Raw genomic sequence first — 23,448 nt, forward strand, 5'->3', positions numbered from 1 at the left:
GGGGCTTTTTTTATTACGGGCTGGCTTGATTATGCCTGCGCGCTAAGCGTATAAAAGTGAACATCAATACTATTACGGCGAGTAGCAATACCCAGGTATCAATAGGGCATTCCAGGTCGGGGTCGCTGTTATCGCAGGGCAGGGGTACATCATCGGCCGCCTTAAGGTTAAGGGCTGCCAGCATAAATAATATCAGTAAAGCTTTGATCTTACCGGTTTTCATAAAAATGGAGCTTGTATACAAACTTACAGCTTATAAAAGGGCTTTTTGCCGTTTGCTGTGGGTTTGGGCGTAAATGAACAGGTTGAACAAAACGCTGCTGTACTGCAAACTTGATTTTCTGTTTTGCAATATAAACCCTTATCTTTCAACCATAATATGAAAAGGATTTTATCAGCGCTTTCGGGTTGCTTTTTGGTATTGTTTGGTACGGGTGCTTTTGCCCAGCGGGTGTTGGTTACTGATGCTAAAAAAAAGGAAATAACCGCGCTTGCGGTTCAGCTTAACGCAGCCCATAAAATTAATTTTCAGAAAGCGCTGGCATTAGCCAAAAGCAAAGGTTGGGCAGTGCGCAGGCAAACCACCAATGGCCGTATTATTAGTTTGCAGGGGATTAATACCTTGGGTTTCCCGGTGTATCTTACCACGCATAATACCGAAGCTGCCGCTGCTACCCGCACTAACGCGGTGCAACCGGGCGGCGAATTAAACCTTAATTTATCAGGATCAAGCAACTTCTTGAACGGTAAACTGGCTATATGGGATGGCGGTACGGTTTTTCGTACCCACCAGGAATTTGCCGGTAAAACCATCACCTTAGGTGCAGGGCAGGGCGGTTCTGTTGAACATAGCACACACGTTGCAGGTACCATGATAGCTAAGGGCGTAGTACCGTTGGCTAAAGGAATGGCCTTTGACGCGAATACGCTGTTATCTTATGATTTTGATGATGATGTATCTGAAATGACGGCTGCATCGCCAAACCTGCTCATCTCCAATCATTCTTATGGTGATATTGCCGGTTGGGATCGCAATGTCGGTGAAAACCGCTGGGACTGGTATGGCCTGCCCGGCGATACGGAAGATTATATATTTGGTTATTATGATAACCGTGCACAGGATTTTGACCGTATTGCTTACAATGCGCCATATTACCTCATTGTAGAATCGGCGGGTAACAGCCATGCTTACACCGGGCCTGCTGTTGGCGCTACTTACTGGGGCTACCAAAGTCGTACTGATCAAACATTTGTTAATAAAGGCCCACGACCGGCAAATATCAGCAGCAATAACGGCTTCGATGTAATATCAACCACTGGTAATGCCAAAAATATTTTAACAGTGGGCGCGGTAAACCAATTACCGAACGGACCAACTAATAGCTCAGATGTAAGAATTGCTAGCTTTAGCAGCTGGGGGCCAACAGATGACGGCCGTGTTAAGCCTGATATTGTGGGCATGGGGGTGAACGTATATTCAACATTAAACTCGGGTATTAATCAATACGGTATTGAATCGGGCACTTCAATGTCATCGCCTAACGTGAGCGGCTCTCTTATTTTGTTGCAGGAGTACTATGGACAGTTGCACCACGACAGCCTGATGCGCGCCGCTACCTTAAAAGGATTGGCCTGCCATACCGCTTTTGACGCGGGTAATGTTGGTCCCGATTATAAATTTGGCTGGGGGCTGCTGGATATGCGTAAAGCGGCGCAGGCCATTACCGATATGGGCATTAAAAGCGCTATAAACGAAAATACGATACAGCAGGGCCAGGTACAAAACTTTGTAACTAAGGCAATAGGTGACGAACCACTAATAGCGACCATTTCATGGACAGACCCCGAAGGTACGGTAGCCGCGGCAGGTACTTTGAACGACAGAACGCCTAAGCTGATCAATGATCTGGACATAAGCGTAACCGATGGCGCTGGTATCTTTAACCCTTGGATGCTCGACCCGGCAAACCCTGACGCTTTGGCCACAACCGGTAATAACATTCGCGATAATATTGAACAGGTGTACATAGCCAACCCTGTTGCGGGTAAAGATTATACCATAACCATTACCAATAAAGGTACGCTTAAAGGCGGCTCACAAAAATACTCTGTAATACTTACAGGCGGTAACCTTACCGGTATTGATGCCGCTGTGGTAACCGAAAGCCTATCCGCTTACCCCATTCCGGCTAATAATACGCTTAACGTGCTGCTTAATGTTAAAACCGCAGGGCAGCTAACGCTAAATGTATATGATATGATGGGCCAAAACATGCATACCGAAAAGGCGAATGTGGCCGCAGGCGTGTACAGCAAGCCATTAAATGTAGGCAGCCTGTCAACCGGGATATACATACTAAAAATTGCCACGGGGCAGCAGGTTTACACTAAAAAGTTTATTGTAGCACGATAAGGCTTTAAAGGTACTCGTCGTAGCTAACCGTCGCGTGTTATGCCTCACCCAACCCTCTCCATGGGAGAGGGCTTAAAAAATGATGTTTCTTTTCTCGTCAGCAAACAGCTTCGGGCGAAAGCGCCCAAGAACATGACTGCCGTGCATAAAAAGCACAATCAAAACGTTGATTGTGCTCGGTATTTTATTGATATTTTTTGTTAGAACGTATACTTTATACCCAAACCCGGGGCAAGGTCAAAAAACGGACCGGTAGCCAGTTCAACACGTGGGTTAAGGTCAAGACTGATGGCTATAGGAGCTTCGGGTAATTTGTACTCTAAACCTAAAACACCATCGGCACCTAATAATATCTTGCTGTCTTCGTAATATTCATCGCCGCCAAGTTTTTTGTATTTACCGCGGCCTATTGAACCCGCGTGGGCACCAAAACCATAGTAAAACTTTAACCCGGTTGTATTAAAGGCCTCCTGATGTATTTCGTATAAGCCGGTAAGTACAGCGCCATGACTACGTAAACCAAGTATACCTTCAAGAGCTGTATTAGGTTGCATAAAATATTTTACCGATAAGCCATTCTCATATCCGCCAAATTTTAAGCCGGCAGCAATAGGGTAATCCTGCGCCTGCGAGCGGGTAGAAACAAGGAGAGCAGCAGCGGCAATAAATAATGTAAATAGTAGTTTTTTCATTGTAAAGTTTTTGCAAATAAACGGCAGAAACCGGCGTTTATGTCAACCCATAACAAAAAACAAAGCTTGTTGTGTTGTATGGTGCTGATAATCAATGCTAAATATTGACACCTGAAGCCATTATAAAATGGCAGTTTAGCTTAAATTAGGCCAACTGCATTTAATAAATGATGAATAACTATATAAAATTGGCATTGCTGCTGGCATTGCCGGTATGTTTTAACCCTGCCCCTGCCGATGCGCAAAGCACAAGCAATGCTGCCAAATACCGTAACGGGATGGTAGTATGCGCATACCCCGATGCTGCCCGTGTTGGTGCCGATGTATTAAAGAAGGGCGGCAATGCTGTTGATGCCGCGGTGGCCGTACAGTTCGCGCTGGCGGTTACATTGCCCGAGGCCGGTAATGTTGGGGGCGGCGGCTTTATGGTATATCGGTCGGCAAGTGGTAAAACGGCTGCGCTCGATTTTCGGGAGAAGGCTCCGTCGGCAGCCAATGTAAATATGTATTTGGATAGCGCAGGCAATATCATCTCCAATAAAAGCTTATATACCCACCAGGCTTCGGGGGTACCCGGCTCGGTGGACGGCATGGAGCAGGCGCACAAAAAATACGGGAGCTTAAGTTGGGCTTCGCTGGTACAACCAGCTATTGACCTCGCCCGAAAAGGATTTAAAATAACGGCCCGTTTGGCGCACGATCTTAATCGCCAGCAGGCCATGTTCAGGAAACTCAATCCCGGTAAAAGCTATTTGGTTAAAGATACGGAATGGCAGGAAGGGGATATTCTGATACAGGAAGATCTGGCTAAAACTCTCGAACAAATTCGCGATAAAGGCCGTGAAGGTTTTTACGGCGGCAAAGTAGCCGGGCAAATAGTAGCCGAAATGAAAGACGGCAAAGGACTAATTACATTGACCGATCTGCAAAACTATCGTGCTGTATGGCGCACGCCGCTCATTGGCAAATACAAACAGTATAAGGTGATCACCATGCCGCCGCCATCAAGCGGAGGCCTTGCCCTGCTGCAATTACTGCGTTCGGTGGAGGATTATCCGCTAAGCCGCTGGGGCTACAACCGCGACTCAACCGTGCAACTGATGGTTGAGGCAGAGCGCCGGGTGTATGCCGATCGATCTAAATACCTCGGCGATCCCGATTTTTACAAGGTGCCTGTTGATAGCCTGCTAAAACCGGCCTACATCACCGGCAGGTTAAAAAACTTCAGTTGGGATGCCGCTACATCAAGTTCAGCCATTCAGCCCGGCGCGTTTGTGGGTTATGAGAGCGATCAAACCACCCATTTTTCTATTGTTGACAAGCAGGGCAACGCGGTATCTATCACCACTACACTGAATGATTCTTTCGGCTCCAAAATATTTGTTGGCGGCGCGGGCTTTTTGCTGAATAACGAAATGGACGATTTTAGTTCGAAACCCGGCGTGCCTAATATGTACGGTCTGGTGGGCGGCAAGGCCAATAGTATACAGCCCGGCAAACGTATGCTATCATCCATGACGCCCACCATCCTGGAAAAAAACGGCAAATTATTCATGGTAGTAGGTACCCCCGGAGGCTCTACTATCATCACTTCTGTTTTTCAAACCATATTGGATGTGGTTGAGTTTGGGCAGGATGCTCAGCAGGCAGTAAGCAGCAAACGCTTCCATCACCAGTGGCTGCCCGATGTGGTTGAGGTAGAAAAAGATGCTATAAATAACGAGGTGCACAATAAATTGCAACAAAAAGGGTATATGATAAAAGACAGCGGCCCTATAGGTCGCGTTGATGCCATTGTGGTAACCGCTGATGGTTATTATGAAGGTGGAGCCGATCCGCGGGGCGACGATACAAAACAAGGATGGTAGTTGCCCGTAAAATATTTATGTTTGTGAAGTATGCGTAATACCTTAAAGCACCAGGAAACCATTGATTACCTGTTAAAAATAGCGTGGCAAACCATGGCTAATAAATATAACCAGCTGGTTATTGAACATGGCATTACCCAATCAACAGGTTACCTGCTCATTAATATTGATGAGGTGGAGGGCACAACGGTATCGCAGGCGGCGCAGTTGCTGGGTTTAAAATCAACCAGTTTATCGCGCATGCTCAATAATATTGAGGCCGACGGGTTGATATACCGCGAGTTGAACGCTGGTGATAAGCGGTCGGTTAAGATCTATCTTACCAAGCTCGGGCTTGAAAAACGGCAGTTCGCGCGTGCACTGGTTAAGCAGTTTAACAACTACCTTAACGAGCACATCGGCGAAAAAGACAGGGACTACCTTACGCAATTATTAAAAAAGATCAATCAACTCACCATTAACTATAACCCCGATAACCAAAAAGTGTAGCCGAATTATTTAAGCGTGTACACCATAAACAGCATGTGCAAACGTTAAAAAATGTTAAGCTGCTGTTTTTGAATTATAAAAAGATAAATTTGCGGGTTGAAAGTAAACATGAACAGATTACTGTTGATAATAACCTTATTATTTGCCGTTTCGCTAACGGCCTGTAAAAAAACACTGATAGGTGTTGAACGGGCAAGGGCGCAGGCGGTTATTGACGACGGTATTATCCAAAAATATATTGAGGATAATAACCTTGCCGATAGCGCTAAAAGGGTAGGCGATACCATAGGGGTTTGGTACATTATCAGAAAGCCGGGTGTAGGCAGCGATATTTTTACCAACTCAACACTGGTTACGGTGGGGCAAACCACCCGCCTGTTAACCACCGGCGAAGTAGTAGCACAAACAACAGATTTTCACCCATCATACATATTGGGCGGAAACATTATAAAAGCATGGCAGCTGGGTATACCATTTATTCAGCAGGGAGGGGAAATCAGGATCATCGCGGCATCGCGGTATGCTTATGGGCCGTACGCGCACCCCGAGGCTAATTTACCCGCTGATGCCATACTTGATTTTGATATCACATTATACGATGTAACGAATAACTAAATGAAACAAAAACTATTTACATTTTTACTATTAAGCACGGTTATACTGGCAGCATCATGCAAACGGGACAGTAATTATCCTGATATACGGGCGTATGATAATGAGCAGATTAAGAATTATATAGCGGCTAACAATCTTACCGACTTTAAACGCGATACTACCAATGGCGATACCAGCGGCATGTATTACAAAATAATACAGCCAGGTACAGGTGATGCCGATCTTAAATATTCGGACACGGTATCATTAGTATTTACAATAAAGACCTTTGATGGTAAATATACATCAGCCGATACTGTTGTGGGTAACCACGTTACCACTTTTGTAGGTTATATTACAAAAAATGGTTTGCCAAAAGGATTGGAAGTTGGTATATACAATATACTTAAACGGCAGGGCGGAAGCATGCGTTTGCTGATACCTTCGCGCATGGCATATGGCGTTAACGGAATAGGGTCCGGCAGTAGCAGCGTAGTAAACGGACGTATAGCCGGTAATCAATGCCTGGACTATTATGTACATGTTGTTGATAATTTAAAAGATTATGATGATCGTGCCATACAACGTTACATGTCAGATAATGGCCTGGCGGGTTATACCAAGGCTACATCGGGTTTATATTATAAAATATCAGGGCTTGATACAGGTAAGATAATCACTCAAACATCATCTGTAACGGCTACTTATACACGTACACTATTCAACGGCACCATATTTGACCAGGCAACCGCTTCTGCTACTGTTAGTATTGATGGTGAGCTTTTAGGGGTTCAACAGGGTTTAAAATTAGCAAAAAACGGTCAAAGTATATCTCTGCTTATGCCATCGCGTTTGGCATTTGGCCGTAGCAGTGCACTTATCGGCTCGCTTTCTATACCTGCGTTTTCATGTATACGAAATGAGTTTTCTATATCGGGAGTAACGTATTATTAAGCTATTTACTCAGCGCTGCTTTAAACGCTGTTAAACAGCGTTCGCGGGCAAAGGCGTGATCAACAATGGGTTTTGGATATTTGCTGAAGTCGGCATATTCCGGAACCCATTTTTTTATGTACTTCAGGTCCTTATCAAAACGTTTGGTTTGCGCGTCGGGGCTAAATATCCTGAAGTATGGCGCGGCATCGGTACCTGAGCCAGCTGCCCATTGCCAGCCGCCTACGTTACTGGCCATTTCGTAATCCAGCAATTTTTCGGCAAAGTAATGTTCGCCCCAGCGCCAGTCTATCAGCAAATCTTTACTTAAAAAACTGGCGGTAAGCATACGTATCCGGTTATGCATAAAGCCGGTGGCATTCAGTTCGCGCATGCCCGCGTCTACCAATGGGTAGCCGGTACGCCCTTCGCACCAGGCCTCAAATTGCTCTTCGTTGTTCTCCCATTTAATACGGTCGTACTCGGGCCGGAAGGCATGATCCATCGTATGCGGAAAATGGTATAAGATCATGCTGTAAAACTCGCGCCATATCAGTTCGTTCAGCCAGGTTTTCTCTTCGGCTTCGGATGCTTCTGCGGCTACTTTGCGGATGCTCAACGTGCCAAAACGCAGGTGTATGCCAATGTGCGATGTGCCGCGTACGGCCGGGTAATCCCGCTTTTCGGCATAGTCGTCAATTACATCGCTGTACCTTTTATCGGGTAGTTCGAGCTCGCTTTTTTCAAACCCCATCTCTTTAAGCGTAGGTATAGCCTGCGGCTTAAAGCCGAACAGGTTTTTAAGATACTTTTTTGTAGGATATGATTTTAGGTAGAAAGGCTTTATTGCAGCCAGCCATTTACGCTTATAAGGCGTAAACACGGTGTAGGGATTGCCGTCATCTTTCACCACCTCGGCTTTCTCAAAGATTACCTGGTCTTTATAGGTTTTAAATTCTACATCGTGCTTTTTAAGCAGATCGGTAATGGCTTCGTCGCGTGTTTTGGCGTAGGGCTCATAATCGTGATTGGTATACACTGCGGCAACTTCGTATTCTTTCAGCACGGCTTTCCAGGCATCTTCGGGCCTATCGTAGGCTACCAACAGGGCGCTGTCGTGCTTTTTAAGCTCGCTGTTGAGTTCTTCTATGGCTTGATAGATGAAAGTAACACGTGGGTCGTGTTTGTCCTTCAGCTTGCCTAAAATCTCTTTATCGAAAATAAACAACGGCAATACCGGGTTGTCGCTTTTAAGGGCATGGTATAAACCGGCATTATCATCTAACCTCAGATCGCGCCTGAACCAAAAAACGGTTACGGGTGTTTTATTTGCCATAAATATCCTTCAATGCTTCTTCAACAAAATTGTATTTAAAACTAAAGCCGGCATCCTCAATTTTTTGTGCCGATGTTTTGGTGCTGCCCAAAACCAGCGTAGCCATTTCGCCCAAAAATAGTTTAAGCGCGAAAGCCGGTACATTGGGCAGCCAAAGCGGCCGCTTGATTTGTTTAGCTACCGCCTGTGTAAGCTGCTTGTTGGTAACCGGGTTGGGAGCAGCCATATTGTATACCCCTTCTATTTCATTTTCAACAGCGTAGAGATACATTTCGGCAACATCGTGCCAGTGTATCCACGAGATCCATTGTTTACCGCTGCCCAATGGCGCGCCGAAACCAAATTTTATGGGTGCTGCCAATTGAGGCAACGCGCCTCCGCCAATATCAAGCACCACCCCGGTACGAAATTTCACTATCCTTAAGCCTAAACTTTTGCCTGCGTCGGCCGCCTGTTCCCATACCACGCAGCAATGGCCTAAAAAGTCGTTGGCAGGCGCATCGTCTTCGCTCATCGCTTCATTGCCACGGTCGCTGTAATACCCCACGCCCGATGCCGAGATGAACGTTTTTACCGTATTCTCTTTATTTCGCAGTAGTTCGTAAATAAGTCCGGCCGATTTGATCCTGCTGTCTATTACTTCCTGTTTGCGGGCAGCTGTCCAGCGTTTATCAGCTATACCGGCACCCGCCAGGTGAATAATGGTATCAATGCCATCAATACACTGCGCATCGATAGTGCCCTTGTCAATATCCCATATATAGGTTTTTACCTGCGGATTTTTACCCGGCTTGCGGCCAAGGTGACTCACGGTATATCCCTTAGCCAGTAATAATTTGGTGAGGTGTGTCCCCAACAATCCCGATCCGCCGGTGAGTAGTATGCTTTTGCTCATGGTTTTTTGGTCGATGGTCCATAGTCGATGGTCCATAGTGTTTTTTAGTTTTTTTAGTCCATTGTCCATGGTCGATAGTCCATAGTTGTAATTTTGTCCATGGACTATTGACCATCGTCTATTGACTAAATTTTCTTCACCTCTTCGTAATTGATCAGTTGCTTGGCCATCCCGTTAAATATAAACAGGTGGAAGGGCCACATCAAATACCAGTACAGGCGTCCCCACAATCCGTTTGGCCTAAAGGTAGCTACCTGGCTCAAAAATTTCTTATTATGGCGTTCAACTATTTTAAATTCCAGCCAGGCTTCGCCGGGCAGTTTCATTTCTGCGTAAAGCAGCAGGCGTTTATTTACCTTGTCGGCCAGTAAAACGCGCCAAAAATCTATCACATCGCCGGGCGAAATATTGATATTGCTGGTGCGCCCCCTGCGTGAGCCAACCCCGCCGAATACCTTATCCAAAAAGCCACGGATGTTCCAGATCCAGTCCCAGTAATACCAGCCGCGGTTACCACCTATCGACCATACATTGCCCATCACCTTGCTGGTATCACTCTCGAAAGGTAGTTTTACCTTGTACTCCATAGTGCCGTTTTGCGGCACCTTTATCTGGTCCATAAAGCCGGAATGCAAATAGCCCCCGTTCAGCGCGTCCTTCCAGCTTGAAACTATTGAATTTTGCTCTATCTTTTCAAATGCCAGCTTTAAACACTCTTCGTAAGTAAGGCATTTGCGCGGTACCACTTCATCAATGGCCTTATCCTTACATACGGTTTCATTCTTCATACTTTCTACCAAACTATTGGCCAGCGAAAAGCTGGTAGAGGTAACAAAGTACAACCAGTAAGATGATATTTTGGGAGACAGGAACGGGATAGTAATAATATAGCGCTTTAACCCGCGTACTTTGGCATAAGTAAGCATCATCTGCCGAAAGGTTAACACATCCGGGCCGCCAATATCGAATGTGCCATTAAACGCCTTTTCATTGAGCAATACGCCTTCGAGGTAACCCAGCACATCACGGATGCCTATAGGCTGACAGCGATTGTTCACCCATTTGGGCACCGTCATTATGGGCAACTTTTCGGTAAGGTCGCGGATGATCTCGAACGAGGCACTTCCCGAACCGATGATGATGGCCGCCCGTAATACGGTCAACGCAGCATTGCCTTCTTTAAGTACCTCCTCTACATGCTTGCGCGATAGCAGGTGCTTCGATAAGTTACTGTCGTTAACAATGCCGCTCAAAAAGATGATTTGCCGGCAGCGGGTCTTATTTAGCTGTTGGGTGAAGTTATGTGCCGACAATGCTTCGAGCTCTGCAAAGTCGGGCGATTGCGACATGGAGTGCACCAGGTAATAGGCCGCGTCAATATCATTAGGGAAAGCTTCTATGTTTTTTTCACGCAGCAGGTCGCCGGTAATAAGGGTTACCTTATCACTAAAGTCGCTTTGCTCATGAAAGCGCCGTTTGTCGCGCACAAGGCATACCACTTCATGGCCTTTCTCCAGTAAAACCGGAATGAGGCGGGTTCCTATGTATCCGTTAGCACCTGCAAGCAACACTTTCATGTAGCTGCAACAAGTGATGGGCAAAGGTGTTTTTTATTAATTCAAAAGTGAAAATTCAAAAGTCAAAAAAGAGGGTGTTGTTCCTCGCCGCCCGCTTGATGGCTCATCTTTGGGATGACTAAATTTGTCATTTCGAACGAGGAACGAGGAGAAATCTTCTGCACTATGTTAAATAGCAGACTTTTAGGCCGAAGAAGATCTCTCCCTACGGTCGAGATGACAGCGACCCAACAGCCGCTCGCCTCCTGGCGAGTGGCAAATATTACCCGACCTCCGGCCGTAGGTACAAAAACAGCAATCACAAAAAAAGCGCCTCTGTATAACAAAGGCGCTTTTTGATATTTTAATGCAACTATGCTTATTTAAGTATAGCGAATACTGCTTTGAATGCTATTAAACTGCCTATAACCAAGGCAATGTTTGCTACCCATGAGTAGATTGAGGTTTCGCCGACGAAACGGAAAAATACTCCGAATAAACCGATAACGATAGCAACAATTAATAATTTATAGTGTCCTTCCGCGTTAGCGTTTTCTAATGAACTCATGATATTGAAATTTTGTTGCTGCAAAAATAAAAATGTTTAGCGAAAAAGCTACACATCTGTTAAAGTTTTATTAGGCAGCAATAGCGGATTTTTCTTGCGGTAAGCCCTTATTGCCAGCCATACAGCTACTCCAAGCAAAATAAACACCCACAAATTGGTAAGTGCTACTACAATGGTTATAAAAATATCCAGCCCGTTTAGCAGCGAAAGTTTCATCTGGCTCAGGAAGGGGATATGGTAACTGTCAACATCATCATTAGCTACCACCTCCTGCACAATGGTGTTGCTTTGATAAAAACCGATAGTAACCACGCTGTACTTTACGGCGTCGTCAATACGTCGGTTGTTGATCTGCTCGTCAACCAGTTCGTCTTTAAAGTACGGGATATCTTCGGGATGCTTTACCACCAGTTTCCCATTCTTTTGCTGCTTTACAAGCTCGGCACGGCTATCGAGCTTCATTTGCGAGGAGAGGTAATCTAAGGTCTTGTCCTCAATATCCATTTTACGAAAGTTTACATATATACCCATGTGGCTTACGGTATTCATAAACTCCTCCAGCTTGGGCGATGGAATACGTACCGTCATGTCGGCAGTTGTATTAAAGGCCGATACATGCCGCATAGAGTCGTTACCCAATTCAATATCCCGGTTACGGATTACTTCCGACTGCATTTGATGATGCGTTACCATGCCGTTGTAATGTGCCGCCAGGGCTGATATACGCTCGCCCGTTTGCGTTACATCCTTTACTTTAAAAGAGATGTCGGCCGTTTTTATCAGTTTGTTTTGGGTAGATGTGGCGCTGTCGGCGGCTACCAATGCGGTGTCGCTGCTGTTGCTGTTCAGCGCCTTGTATTCAGCAGAATTTTTGCATGAGAATAGCAGCACCGCTCCGGAGAGCAGTATAAATAAAATACTGGTTTTCATAATGTTAGTTGGTTTTGTTATTAATACCGGCGTATTGAAAAAGGTAACCTTAGCACCGCCACGTCAGCATAAATGTTACAAATAACAGGCTCATTTACAGCGTAAAATAATAAGCACAAAAAAGGCCTCCTGAATTCAGGAGGCCTTATATATTAAATTTAAAACTGGTCTTTTTTTATTAGCCGTTTGAAAGGGCTGCCGCGCCGCTCACAATCTCGGTAAGCTCGGTAGTGATGGCTGCCTGGCGTGCCTGGTTGTACGAAAGCTTAAGGGCTTTCAACAGGTCGCCTGCGTTTTCAGTAGCCTTATCCATAGCCGTCATACGGGCGCCGTGCTCAGACGCGTGCGAATCCAATATCGCGCGGTAAAGCTGGATCTTGATATTCTTAGGGATCAATTGCTCTACAATTTCTTCTTTCGATGGCTCAAGAATGTAATCAACCTGCTGTTGTATACCTTTTTCTTTGATCTCGGTTTTAGCAACCTCAGCTTTTGGCACAGGCAATAACTGCTCGGCTATCTGAAATTGTACTGCCGCGTTCCTGAAATGGTTATACACCAATTCAACACGATCGTACTGCCCGTCAGAAAAGCCTTTCATAATGCTTTCGGTTATTTTTGAAGCATTTTGAAAGTTAAGATCAAGGTACAGGTCATTATTGTTACCAATAACGTTGTATTTACGGCGTTGGTAATACTCCTGGCTTTTTTTACCGATAGCAATGATTGATACGTTACCGGCTTTCAGTTGTTCGCTGTATTTTTCTGCAATAAGGTTGTTGGCGGTTTTAATAGCATTGGTATTGAAAGCACCGGCCAAACCACGGTTTGACGATATTACAACCACCAGTACACGTACCGGCTCGCGCTCTTGCAGATATGGCGATGAACCATCCTCTAAACCGGCCGATAGGTTAGCCAACAGATCCTTCAGCTTATTAGCATACGGACGTAATTGTATAATAGCGTTGGTAGCACGTTTAAGCTTAGCAGCCGAAACCATTTTCATAGCCTTGGTGATCTGCTGCGTTGAGCCTACTGATACTATCCTGTTTCTTACTTCTTTTAAATTAGCCATTCTTATTGTTGGGTGGTGTGGGGCCTGGTTCGAGTGGTGGGTGAATTACTGAATCCCCGAACCTCGAACCTGGCCACACATAACTAATTAATATTTCCCTGACAGTTCTTTAGCTACTGTTTCCAGTACGCTGGTAAGTGAGTCGTCAAATTTACCTGCTTTAAGGCCGGCTAATACTTCCGGGTGACGAGCTTCTAACTGGTTGGTGAACTCTGTTTCAAATTCTCTTACCTTGTTCACCGGTACGTTACGCATCAGGTTTTTAGTACCTAAGTAAATGATGGCAACTTGTTTTTCAACTGATACCGGTGAGTACTGGCCTTGTTTAAGCATTTCTACGTTACGCGCGCCTTTGTCAAGTACGGTTTTGGTAGAAGCATCAAGATCAGAACCGAATTTAGAGAAGGCCTCTAATTCGCGGTATTGAGCCTGGTCAAGCTTTAAGGTACCGGCAACTTTCTTCATTGATTTGATTTGCGCGTTACCACCCACACGTGATACCGAAATACCTACGTTAATAGCCGGACGAACACCCGCGTTAAACAGGTTTGATTCCAAGAAGATCTGACCATCGGTAATTGAAATTACGTTGGTTGGAATGTATGCTGATACGTCACCTGCCTGAGTTTCGATGATAGGAAGAGCGGTTAATGAACCACCACCTTTAACGATGCTCCTGATAGACTCCGGCAAATCATTCATCGCCTGGGCAATTGAATCATTGGCGTTGATCTTAGCGGCACGCTCTAATAAACGGCTGTGCAGGTAAAATACGTCACCAGGGTAAGCCTCACGGCCCGGTGGACGACGTAGTAACAATGATACCTCACGATAAGCCACCGCTTGTTTTGACAGATCATCATAGATGATCAAAGCAGGGCGACCTGTATCACGGAAGTACTCGCCGATAGCAGCACCCGCGAAAGGAGCAAAGAACTGCATGGTAGCAGAGTCAGAAGCGTTTGCCGCAACGATTATAGAGTAAGGCATAGCACCTTTTTCTTCAAGCGTACGTACAATGTTAGCTACTGTTGATGCTTTTTGTCCGCAGGCAACATATATACAGATAACCGGTTGACCGGCATCATAAAATTCTTTTTGATTGATAATGGTATCGATACAAACAGCGGTTTTACCTGTTTGACGGTCACCAATAACCAGCTCACGTTGGCCACGGCCGATAGGGATCATGGCGTCGATAGCTTTGATACCTGTTTGCAGGGGCTCGGTAACCGGCTGACGGTAGATAACACCCGGTGCTTTACGCTCCAGAGGCATCTCGTAAGTAGTACCGGCGATAGGGCCTTTACCATCGATAGGAATACCCAGGGTATTCACTACGCGGCCAAGCATGCCTTCACCAACATTTACCGAAGCAATTTTGTTGGTACGTTTAACAGTATCGCCTTCTTTAATGTTTTCAGATGAACCTAACAATACCACACCCACGTTGTCTTCTTCAAGGTTAAGTACAATGCCTTGCAGGTCATTATTAAACTCAACCAGCTCACCTGATTGTACTTTTGTTAATCCGTAAACGCGTGCGATACCGTCACCTACTTGCAGTACGGTACCTACTTCTTCTAATTCGGATTCTGACTTGAAGCCTGCCAATTGCTGACGCAAAATTGCTGATACTTCGTCTGGTCTTACCTCTACCATTTTTTAACTTATTTTAGAGTTTTTTGAGATTTTAATTATTGAATTGCCGCTTGGGCAAATTCGGTTTTCAGTTTCTTAAGGTCGCTGGCTATGCTGGTATCAATTTGCCTGTCGCCAACGGTTAGTACAAAGCCACCAATTAAAGCCGGGTCAACCTTAGCATCTAAAATTACGCTGTTGCTGCCTGTAGCCGCCTGTACATCAGCTATCATTTTTTGTTTGTTAGCTTCGGTAAGCGGGCTTGCCGAGGTTACAGTAGCCTTTATAATGTTCTTTTTAAGATTATAAAGGTTGATGTACTCGTTAGCGGTGGTTAATAAAACTTCGCCGCGGCCTTTGTTGATCATGATGTTGAAAAAGCTGATAGACAGCTTGCTCACCTTGCCGCCAAATATGGCATCAACAATGCTTACTTTTTTGCTTTGCGAAACAATAGGGTTACCTAAAACAGCATTTAACTGCGTATTTTCCTTTAATACTTTCAGAAAGAAAACCATATCGGCTTTTGTCTCCTCAACAACGTTTTGCTCGGTGGCAAGGTCGATGAGTGATTTGGCGTACCTGGATGCTACTGTTAATTCTGACATGCTTTGCTTTTTATTCGGTTTTCAGATGTTCGAAGTTCCGAAATTGTATTATTTTAAATTGATTTCTTTCAACAGGTCGGCAACCAGGGCATCCTGTTTGCTTTGATCTTCAAACTGCTTGCGTAATACCTTTTCGGCAATTTGCAGTGATAAAGCAGATACCTGGTTTTTAACGTCAGCCATCGCGATAGCTTTCTGGTTGTTAATTTCAACACGGGCAAGCTCAATCATGCGTGCACCTTCTTTTTGTGCAGCCTCTTTGGCATCAGCCACAATCTGATCTTTCAGCTTGCGGGCATCCTGTAATATATGGTCACGCTCAATACGTGCTTGTTTAATTAACGAGTCGTTTTCGCTGGTTAGGCGGGCCATCTCATCTTTAGCGGCTTCTGCTTTTAACAAAGCATCTTCAATTGAACGCTCCCTGTCATCAATAGCGCTCATGATTGGTTTCCAGGCAAATTTTGCCAGTAAGAAGAACAATATCGCGAATGATACGGTCGTCCAAACTACTAAACCAAGCTCAGGGGTAACTAATGGATTCATTCCTTGTATATATAGTTTTTTAAAGTTAAATGTTAAAATAACCGTACCTGTTGCCAATCGCTCCGGGTACGGTTATAAGTTTTTCCGGGAAGGATTAGTTACCTAAACCCAGGAATGATACAACCACACCGAACAAAGCAGCACCCTCGATAAGAGCGGCAGCGATGATCATTGCAGTTTGGATTTTTGAAGCAGCTTCCGGCTGACGTGCAATACCTTCCATTGCTTTACCACCAACCTGACCAATACCGATACCGGCACCGATAACTGCTAAACCTGCACCAATTGCAGCGATACTTCCAATCATTGTTTTAAATTTAAAGTTAATATATAATATATAGTTATTTACAAATTTTAGTGATGATGCTCTTCAACGGCAGTACCTATAAACAGCGCGGTAAGCAGTGTAAATATGAAAGCCTGCAACAAGGCAACCAGTAACTCCAGTACATCCATAAACACAACGAATGCAACTGAAACCGGTGCTATAGCAACACTTTTGAATACGAAGATCAGCGATATTAAGCTCAATACGATGATGTGGCCTGCTGTAATGTTAGCAAACAAACGAATCATCAATGCGAATGGCTTTGATATGATACCGATCAACTCTACCGGCCACATAATTGGGTATAACCAAAATGGTACATCAGGTAAAAAGATGTGTTTCCAGTAGTATTTATTACCGTTAACGTTTACCACAATTAATGTAATGGCCGACATTACCAGCGTTAATGATATATTGCCTGTTAAGTTTGAACCTCCCGGGAAGAAAGGAATTAAACCGATAAGATTGTTGATCCAGATAAAGAAGAACATTGTTAACAGCAACGGCATAAAGCGCTGGTATTTGTAACCGATGTTAGGGCGGGCAATATCATCGCGTACAAACACAATAATAGGCTCTAAAAATGATTGAAGGCCTTTAGGCGCTTTACCTACGCGTTTTTTGTAGGTAGATGCTACGCTAAAGAAAATGATGAACAGCAGGATGATTGACAGCCACATAGAAGCAACGTTCTTGGTGAATGAAAAATCATAAACCTTGGCTGATTCATTGATTGCGCCGGCTTCATCAACCGCCTTAATTTTGTCGTGTACCAAAGCGTAAGTATAGTACTTACCCTGATGCTTTTCTTCACCCTCATGGCCAAAAACATCCGACATGAAGAACTCAACGCCTTTGTCGGTATAAAGTATCACCGGCAATGGTACAGATAGATGTCCCCAAATGTGGAAAGAATGCGAATCGGCTATGTGCTCAAGTATGGTTTTGCTCGGGTTAAATTTTTCTTCGTGGCTGGTCTCGGTAGCATGTTCGGCGGTATGTTCTTCCTGTATCGCAAAAGTTTTACAAGTGCAAAAAGACAAAAAAACGCCTAAAACGAGGCTTAAAGCTATTTTTTTTGAGTTCAAAATGTGGCTAAAATCCATTAAATGAGTGTTTTTTACTTTTAATTTTGGTTGCGCAAGTTACGTAACAAAACATAAACTTCAAAGCCGGTATTTAGAAAATATACATAAAAGAAATTGACCATAAATACGCTGCGGTCAAGACTGGTTTTTAATACCAGTAATAAGGCCAGCGCCATGCCCATTATCATTTTTATGATAGTGAATATTAAAAAGGTTTGTGCATACATTTCGGGATGCCTTTTTTGTATTACCGCTACCGAAACTATCAGGATGAGCGTTAATGCTGTCAATAAAATAAATATGCCCCAAAATTGCGGCAACACCCATTTTGCATTACCCGTATAAGTAAGTGCCAGTGGTGGCAGGGCCAGTAGTACGCTAAAAAAAAGGAAGGATATAAGGGTGCGGTACATATTAATTTTTAACAGCTTTTATAACCAAAAACAGCGAGATGAAAACCCCGGCAAGGGCAAGCACAGCGGTAACCCATTGCACCTTATGGTTATTTGCCTGGTCAATTTTGTAGCCTGCGTAGGCAAAACCGCCAATAATAACCATCATTTGCACTGCCAAACCGGTGTATTTGGCGTAGCCGCCGGCGGCTTTATTAAGGTTGTCGCCTCCTTTTTGTTCATTTTGGGCCATGCGCAAATTTATTAAACCTATTGTATAGTATTTGTTAATTTAGCAAAGCTTTTAAAAAACCGGAATTATTTTGAGGAACGTGAGCATCTATTCTACCCTACGCCGTTTTAGCCTTTTGATCGTCATTTTGCTACTGGCGGCCTGTTCTCTCGAAAAAAAAAGCGGATTAAATCGTCGCTTACAAAATCTTACCGCTCATTATAATATCCTGTTTAACGCCCGTGAGATCCTCAAACAAAAGCAGGATGCCTACGCGGCCAGCTTTGTTGACAACTACACCGAAATACTAAGCGTTTACCAGGATACCGCGGCCGTTACCGGCGAAGATAAAGATTTAGCCGCGGCCATTTCAAAAGCGCAAACCATAATTAACTTTAAGGAGCAAAGCAATTACCTCGGCGATGCCTACTTGGTGTTGGGCAAAGCCAATTATTTAGGCAGTAACTACTTTAACGCGGTAGAGTATTTTGATTATGTGATAAGGTCATATACCGAAAAGCCCGAACTGGTACAGGAGGCTTTGGTTTGGAAAGCCCGGGCATTACTATACCTTAAACAGCAGGAACAGGCCAAACTGGTATTAGATACTGCCATTCAAAACATCAACCCTAAAAAAAATATTACTGCCGATGTGTATGCCTCCAAACTGCAATACGATATTGTGGCACAGGAGTATGCCGATGCCGAGCAAATGGCCGTTAACGCTATTAAGTACAGCAACAGCACCATGCAGCGCTTACGGTGGACGTTCATACTAGCTCAACTACAGGAACTGAACCAAAAACCTGCCGATGCTATTGCCAACTATACCCGAATTGTGCGCAGTAACGCGTCGTTTGGGATGGCTTTTAATGCCGATTTGAACCGGATACGTATTGAAGACAAGCGCGACGGCATTAAGATCAGCCGGGTTGACAGGCTGCGGTCGCTGCTCAAAAATCAAAACAATAAAGAATTTACCGACCAGATCTATTACCAGATAGCGCAGATCTATTATACCGAGGGCGATGTAGATAAAGCGATAGATAACTATAAGCTATCAACCAAATACAGTTTGCAAAACCAAAATCAAAAAGGCCTGTCGTACCTGCGCCTGGCCGATGTTTATTTTAAGAACAAGGCCGATTACGTGAATGCCAAAATGTACTATGATAGCACGCTGGCTAACCTGTCGCCCAATTACCCGGGTTATATCACCATTAAAAAGAAGAGCGATAACCTGCAACTATTAACCGATAACCTGAAGATAATAGCCCACGAAGATACCCTGCAAATGCTGGCCGGGCTTAGCGAAGATGCCCGCAAGGCAAAAATTGATGAGATGGTGAACCGCAACACCATGCAGCAGCAGCAAAGGGTATCGGCACCGTTAAATAATAACGTAACGCCGGGCAACCTTGCCGACTATACCCAAAATCCGCAAGCCAGTACGCCCGATGGCAACAGCTTTTACTTTTATAATAACAAGGCCGTTAGTCAGGGTTTTTCGGTATTCAAGCGTAAGTGGGGCAACCGCAGGCTCGAAGATAACTGGAGAAGAAGTCAGCGCAGTAACAGCAACCTCACGGTGAACAATACTACTAACGACCCCGACGCGGTGGTGAACACCAGCGCGCAAAAGGATGTGCAAACGGTATCTAACAGCAACTACCGGCAGGAACTGGTGCAAAGCATTCCGTATACGGAAGATCAGATGCTGGAATCGAACCTGAAGATATATAATGCCTATCTCGATATCGGTAATTTTTACCGGGATATACTGGAGGATAAAAAGGAAGCTATCGCTAATTACGAACTGTTGCTGGCGCGATTCCCCGATCATCCTAATAAATCATCTATATATTATAACCTGTACCGTTTGTACAGCGATATTGATGTAGCCAAGGCCGAAGATTACAAGAACCGTCTGCTGAAAGAGTATGGCGATACCCCATACGCCAAGGTAATACTCGACCCGGAATATGCCAAACACGTCAGCGATGCCGATGCCGAGTTTAATGCCCTGTACAACCAGGTATACGACCTTTACGCGAAAAGAAAATATACTGATGTGATACAGCAGGCGGAGATGTTGCTGCAGCAATATCCGCTCAATAAACTATCATCACAGTTAGAATACCTGAAGATCATTGCCAACGGGCACCAGGTAAAACTGCCGCCATTTAAGGCCGACCTGATAGCCGAGGTTAATAAATATCCCGATGATCAATTGGTAACGCCGCTGGTTAAGCAACATCTTGCCTTTATTGAAAGCCATACCGCCGAAATTGCTGCGCGCCGTTTCGCCCTGCTCGATGATGATTATATTCCATTCTTGCAGGCACCAATTGAACCTTTGCAACCCCAATTTGCACAAGTGGCCGAGCGGCGGATAGAAAAACCGATAGAAGGCGCTAAACAAAAACAGCCCAGTGCTGCCGCGGTAAACAAGGCTAAGCCACTTACATTAGGCGAGGTGAAAGCATTGGACAGGCCGGTGATAGAAAGATCGGCAACTGATTCGGTAAATAGTAAACCTGCTGATGTGCCTGTAATTGCCGGGAATAAGCCGGTGGTTGATAGCGCTGCAAATGCTCCGGCGAAGCCTAAAAAGGCTTATCCGTTTACCGAGGCCGATAAAACCAATTACTATTTTGTGATCAATGTGGCCGATAACAGAACAAGTTTATCATCGTCGCGTTTTGGGGTGGGGCAGTTTAACCGCTCGCGCTACCAGGGGGTAGATATTAAGCACCAGTTAAAGGATGTTGGGGCCAATAACCAGTTGATTTTTGTAGGGCGTTTTTATAGTTTGGAGGCCGTTAAAATTTATGCCCGTTCTATTGTACCTTTGATGCCGGATATTATGAAGGTGCCGAAGGAAAAATACAGTTTCTTTATCATCACGCAGCAAAATCTGGATAAACTAACAGACAAGAAAACATTGGATAATTACGTTGAGTATTATCAGGACAATTTTTAAAAAATGATCGTTAAACTTTCACCACAGGATACAAGAAGATACAACTGGTATATATGGCGTTTTGTAATTGCCGGCTTTTCATTTGTTGTTATCATGTTCCTGCTTACCGCGTTCGGTATTTTTGGCGAACTGCCATCCTTCCGCGATCTGGAAAATCCTAAAAGTAACCTGGCATCAGAGGTAATATCGTCTGACAAGCAATTGCTGGGTACTTACTTTATCCAAAACCGGTCGAACGTAACTTATAAAGAGATTTCTCCCAACGTAATTAACGCATTGGTAGCAACCGAAGATAGCCGCTTTTACGAGCACTCGGGTATCGATTTTAACCGTACGTTCAGTATTATATTTTATAACCTGATAGGTAAAAAGCAAGGGGGGAGTACCATTACCCAGCAATTAGCACTAAACTTATTCTCCGAAAGAGCGCATAACCCGCTGAAACGTATTGTTCAAAAAATGCAGGAGTGGATAACCGCTGTTAAAATTGAACGCCATTATACTAAAGAAGAGATCATCACCATGTACCTCAACACGGTTGATTTTGGCGCTTACAATGTATACGGTATTAAATCGGCCGCTATTACCTATTTCAATACCACGCCCGAGCAATTAACGCCCGATCAGGCTGCCTTGTTGGTAGGTATGGTGAATGGGCCGGGTATTTATTCGCCCATTAATCACCCCGAAAACGCCCTTAACCGCCGTAATCTGGTATTGCGCCGCATGCAGGAAATGGGTTATTTAAGCGACGGGCAGGTGGATGAGTTTAAGCAAAAGCCGCTTGGTTTGCAGTTTAAAAAGATCAATCATAACGAAGGCTCGGCGCCATATTTCAGGGCGGTGCTTAAAAAAGAGATCCAAAAATTGTTTGTCGATAAGAACATTACCAAGGCCGATGGCACGCCGTATGACCTTGACCGCGACGGATTGAAAATATACACCACGCTGGATGCCACCATGCAGCGCTACGCCGAGGAGGCGCAAAAGGAATACATGCGTGGCCTGCAAGCGCAATTTAATGCGCAATGGAAAGGTAAAAGCCTTTGGAAAAAGATCCCGAGCTTTAAGCAACTGTTAGATCAGGGTATGTACCGTACAGATCGTTACAAATCATTAAAGCTGCAAGGTAAAACCGACGAGGAAATTCAGCAGGACTTTAATACGCCTGTAAAAATGAACCTGTTCACCTGGAAAGGCGATATAGATACGGTAATGAAACCTATCGACTCGATAGTGTATTGCAAGCTTTTACTGCGCAACGCGCTGATGAGTATGGATCCAACCACCGGCTATGTAAAGGCTTGGGTGGGCGGTACCAATTTTGAGCATTTTAAATACGACCAGGTAAAAATGGGTACCAGGCAGGTGGGGTCGACGGCAAAACCGTTCACTTACGCGGTAGCTATTGAAAACGGATATTCGCCATGTATGGAGATCCCGAACGAGCCGGTAACCATTACAGGTTACGGCGAGCCATGGACTCCCGGTTCATCACCTGAAGGTACTTTGCCGGGCACAATCACCCTGCGCAAGGCTATGGCCTACTCGCAAAACTACGTAACCGCTTATGTAATGAACGAGGTGAAGCCGCTGCCGGTAATGGAGCTGATCAAAAAGATGGGGATCACCAGTCCCGATATTGGCCCTTATCCGGCTATCTGTTTGGGTACGTTCAACGCATCGGTTTACGATATGACGGGCGCTTACTCGGCCTTTGCCAATCACGGTTTATGGACGGAGCCAACTTACCTGCTGCGTATTGAAGACAAGAACGGAAACGTATTATACGAACACCATACCAACATAAGGCAGGCGCTTAACGAGCAAACCGCTTACGTAATGACCTATATGCTGAAAGGCGTGGTAGAAGATGGTACAGGTTCGAGGGTGCGTTATAAGTATAAATTAAATAACCCTATCGGCGGTAAAACGGGTACTACCCAAAATAACTCCGATGGCTGGTTTATAGGCGTTACCCCGCAACTGGTTACCGGCGTGTGGACAGGCTGCGAAGACCGCGCCATCCACTTTAACAGTACTAAAGTTGGGGGAGGCGCTAACTCGGCATTGCCTGTGTTTGCCTTATATATGCAAAAGGTATATGCCAACAAGGCGCTCGGCATTAAGCAAAACGTTGATTTTGATCCGCCTAAGTCGGGTGTGAATATCCAGATCAATTGCGGTGCTTACAGCGAGCAGCAGCAAGGCACTAACGAGGTAGACGAAAAACTGGAATTTTAAGCGCTTCCGTAAGCTTATATGCTGCGGAATAGAC

General features: G+C 44.8%; 22 protein-coding genes. 7 read left to right on the top strand and 15 right to left on the bottom strand.

All coding sequences use genetic code 11. From position 1 onward, the window contains the following. Positions 1 to 13: 13 nt before the first annotated feature. A complete protein-coding gene (locus ABD894_RS13510) occupies positions 14 to 223 on the bottom strand; it encodes a hypothetical protein (RefSeq protein ID WP_345211575.1) in 210 nt (69 codons plus the stop codon). A 156-nt stretch (positions 224 to 379) separates the two neighbouring features. On the opposite strand from ABD894_RS13510, the gene ABD894_RS13515 reads away from it, so the two are divergent. Further along, positions 380 to 2,413, top strand: coding sequence for a S8 family serine peptidase (locus ABD894_RS13515; protein WP_345211576.1), 2,034 nt, complete (start codon positions 380 to 382; stop codon positions 2,411 to 2,413). A gap of 200 nt (positions 2,414 to 2,613) precedes the next feature. Here the strand turns inward: ABD894_RS13515 and ABD894_RS13520 are convergent, their stop codons facing one another. After that, on the bottom strand, positions 2,614 to 3,105 hold the full coding sequence (locus ABD894_RS13520; RefSeq protein WP_345211577.1) for a hypothetical protein: 492 nt from the start codon (positions 3,103 to 3,105) through the stop codon (positions 2,614 to 2,616). Between the two features lie 170 nt (positions 3,106 to 3,275). Here ABD894_RS13520 and ggt point away from each other — a divergent pair, with 170 nt between their 5' ends. The 4 genes from ggt to ABD894_RS13540 all read left to right on the top strand — a co-directional run bounded on the left by ggt (position 3,276) and on the right by ABD894_RS13540 (position 7,010). Continuing rightward, positions 3,276 to 4,973 carry a gamma-glutamyltransferase gene (gene ggt, locus ABD894_RS13525; RefSeq protein WP_425562958.1) on the top strand — a complete coding sequence of 566 codons (1,698 nt, stop codon included), beginning with the start codon at positions 3,276 to 3,278 and terminating at the stop codon, positions 4,971 to 4,973. Positions 4,974 to 5,003: 30 nt separating this feature from the next. Further along, on the top strand, positions 5,004 to 5,462 hold the full coding sequence (locus tag ABD894_RS13530; protein ID WP_345211579.1) for a MarR family winged helix-turn-helix transcriptional regulator: 459 nt from the start codon (positions 5,004 to 5,006) through the stop codon (positions 5,460 to 5,462). Between the two features lie 108 nt (positions 5,463 to 5,570). Beyond that, entirely contained in the window at positions 5,571 to 6,077 is a 507-nt protein-coding gene (locus ABD894_RS13535) for an FKBP-type peptidyl-prolyl cis-trans isomerase (protein ID WP_345211580.1), read from the top strand. Beyond that, positions 6,078 to 7,010 (top strand): FKBP-type peptidyl-prolyl cis-trans isomerase, encoded by a 933-nt coding sequence (locus ABD894_RS13540; RefSeq protein ID WP_345211581.1) that lies wholly within the window; start codon positions 6,078 to 6,080, stop codon positions 7,008 to 7,010. Between the two features lies 1 nt (position 7,011). Here the strand turns inward: ABD894_RS13540 and ABD894_RS13545 are convergent, their stop codons facing one another. From ABD894_RS13545 to ABD894_RS13605, 13 genes are all read right to left on the bottom strand, one after another. Continuing rightward, entirely contained in the window at positions 7,012 to 8,325 is a 1,314-nt protein-coding gene (locus tag ABD894_RS13545; protein WP_345211582.1) for a cryptochrome/photolyase family protein, read from the bottom strand. Further along, a complete protein-coding gene (locus ABD894_RS13550) occupies positions 8,315 to 9,256 on the bottom strand; it encodes a TIGR01777 family oxidoreductase (RefSeq protein ID WP_345211583.1) in 942 nt (313 codons plus the stop codon). The genes ABD894_RS13545 and ABD894_RS13550 overlap by 11 nt, the downstream gene beginning before the upstream one ends. Before the next feature lie 89 nt (positions 9,257 to 9,345). Beyond that, positions 9,346 to 10,797 (bottom strand): SDR family oxidoreductase, encoded by a 1,452-nt coding sequence (locus ABD894_RS13555; RefSeq protein ID WP_345211584.1) that lies wholly within the window; start codon positions 10,795 to 10,797, stop codon positions 9,346 to 9,348. Positions 10,798 to 11,155: 358 nt separating this feature from the next. Continuing rightward, positions 11,156 to 11,344 carry a hypothetical protein gene (locus ABD894_RS13560; protein WP_345211585.1) on the bottom strand — a complete coding sequence of 63 codons (189 nt, stop codon included), beginning with the start codon at positions 11,342 to 11,344 and terminating at the stop codon, positions 11,156 to 11,158. 48 nt (positions 11,345 to 11,392) lie between these two features. Next, positions 11,393 to 12,274 (bottom strand): DUF4349 domain-containing protein, encoded by an 882-nt coding sequence (locus ABD894_RS13565; protein ID WP_345211586.1) that lies wholly within the window; start codon positions 12,272 to 12,274, stop codon positions 11,393 to 11,395. Between the two features lie 178 nt (positions 12,275 to 12,452). After that, positions 12,453 to 13,352 (bottom strand): ATP synthase F1 subunit gamma, encoded by a 900-nt coding sequence (gene atpG, locus ABD894_RS13570; RefSeq protein WP_345211587.1) that lies wholly within the window; start codon positions 13,350 to 13,352, stop codon positions 12,453 to 12,455. 87 nt (positions 13,353 to 13,439) lie between these two features. Next, entirely contained in the window at positions 13,440 to 15,014 is a 1,575-nt protein-coding gene (gene atpA, locus ABD894_RS13575) for a F0F1 ATP synthase subunit alpha (RefSeq protein ID WP_345211588.1), read from the bottom strand. 35 nt (positions 15,015 to 15,049) lie between these two features. After that, positions 15,050 to 15,601 (bottom strand): ATP synthase F1 subunit delta, encoded by a 552-nt coding sequence (gene atpH / locus ABD894_RS13580; RefSeq protein WP_345211589.1) that lies wholly within the window; start codon positions 15,599 to 15,601, stop codon positions 15,050 to 15,052. 48 nt (positions 15,602 to 15,649) lie between these two features. Then, positions 15,650 to 16,147 carry a F0F1 ATP synthase subunit B gene (gene atpF, locus ABD894_RS13585; RefSeq protein WP_345211590.1) on the bottom strand — a complete coding sequence of 166 codons (498 nt, stop codon included), beginning with the start codon at positions 16,145 to 16,147 and terminating at the stop codon, positions 15,650 to 15,652. Between the two features lie 94 nt (positions 16,148 to 16,241). Then, complete coding sequence (gene atpE / locus ABD894_RS13590; RefSeq protein ID WP_345211591.1) at positions 16,242 to 16,454, bottom strand: ATP synthase F0 subunit C; 213 nt, start codon at positions 16,452 to 16,454, stop codon at positions 16,242 to 16,244. Between the two features lie 47 nt (positions 16,455 to 16,501). Beyond that, positions 16,502 to 17,581 carry a F0F1 ATP synthase subunit A gene (atpB, locus tag ABD894_RS13595; RefSeq protein ID WP_345211592.1) on the bottom strand — a complete coding sequence of 360 codons (1,080 nt, stop codon included), beginning with the start codon at positions 17,579 to 17,581 and terminating at the stop codon, positions 16,502 to 16,504. Positions 17,582 to 17,601: 20 nt separating this feature from the next. Next, positions 17,602 to 17,976 (bottom strand): hypothetical protein, encoded by a 375-nt coding sequence (locus ABD894_RS13600; RefSeq protein WP_345211593.1) that lies wholly within the window; start codon positions 17,974 to 17,976, stop codon positions 17,602 to 17,604. A gap of 1 nt (position 17,977) precedes the next feature. Then, positions 17,978 to 18,208, bottom strand: a complete 231-nt coding sequence (locus ABD894_RS13605; protein ID WP_345211594.1) for an AtpZ/AtpI family protein — start codon at positions 18,206 to 18,208, stop codon at positions 17,978 to 17,980. A 79-nt stretch (positions 18,209 to 18,287) separates the two neighbouring features. Between ABD894_RS13605 and porW the strand changes: the two genes are divergently transcribed. Both porW and ABD894_RS13615 read left to right on the top strand, forming a co-directional pair. Next, the gene (gene porW / locus ABD894_RS13610; protein ID WP_345211595.1) at positions 18,288 to 21,170 is read left to right on the top strand and encodes a type IX secretion system periplasmic lipoprotein PorW/SprE; all 2,883 of its coding nucleotides are present in this window, start codon (positions 18,288 to 18,290) and stop codon (positions 21,168 to 21,170) included. A gap of 3 nt (positions 21,171 to 21,173) precedes the next feature. Beyond that, complete coding sequence (locus tag ABD894_RS13615) at positions 21,174 to 23,414, top strand: transglycosylase domain-containing protein (RefSeq protein WP_345211596.1); 2,241 nt, start codon at positions 21,174 to 21,176, stop codon at positions 23,412 to 23,414. The last annotated feature ends 34 nt before the right edge of the window (positions 23,415 to 23,448 follow it).

It is taken from the genome of Mucilaginibacter gynuensis, from assembly GCF_039541195.1.
Taxonomy (GTDB): Bacteria; Bacteroidota; Bacteroidia; order Sphingobacteriales; family Sphingobacteriaceae; genus Mucilaginibacter; species Mucilaginibacter gynuensis.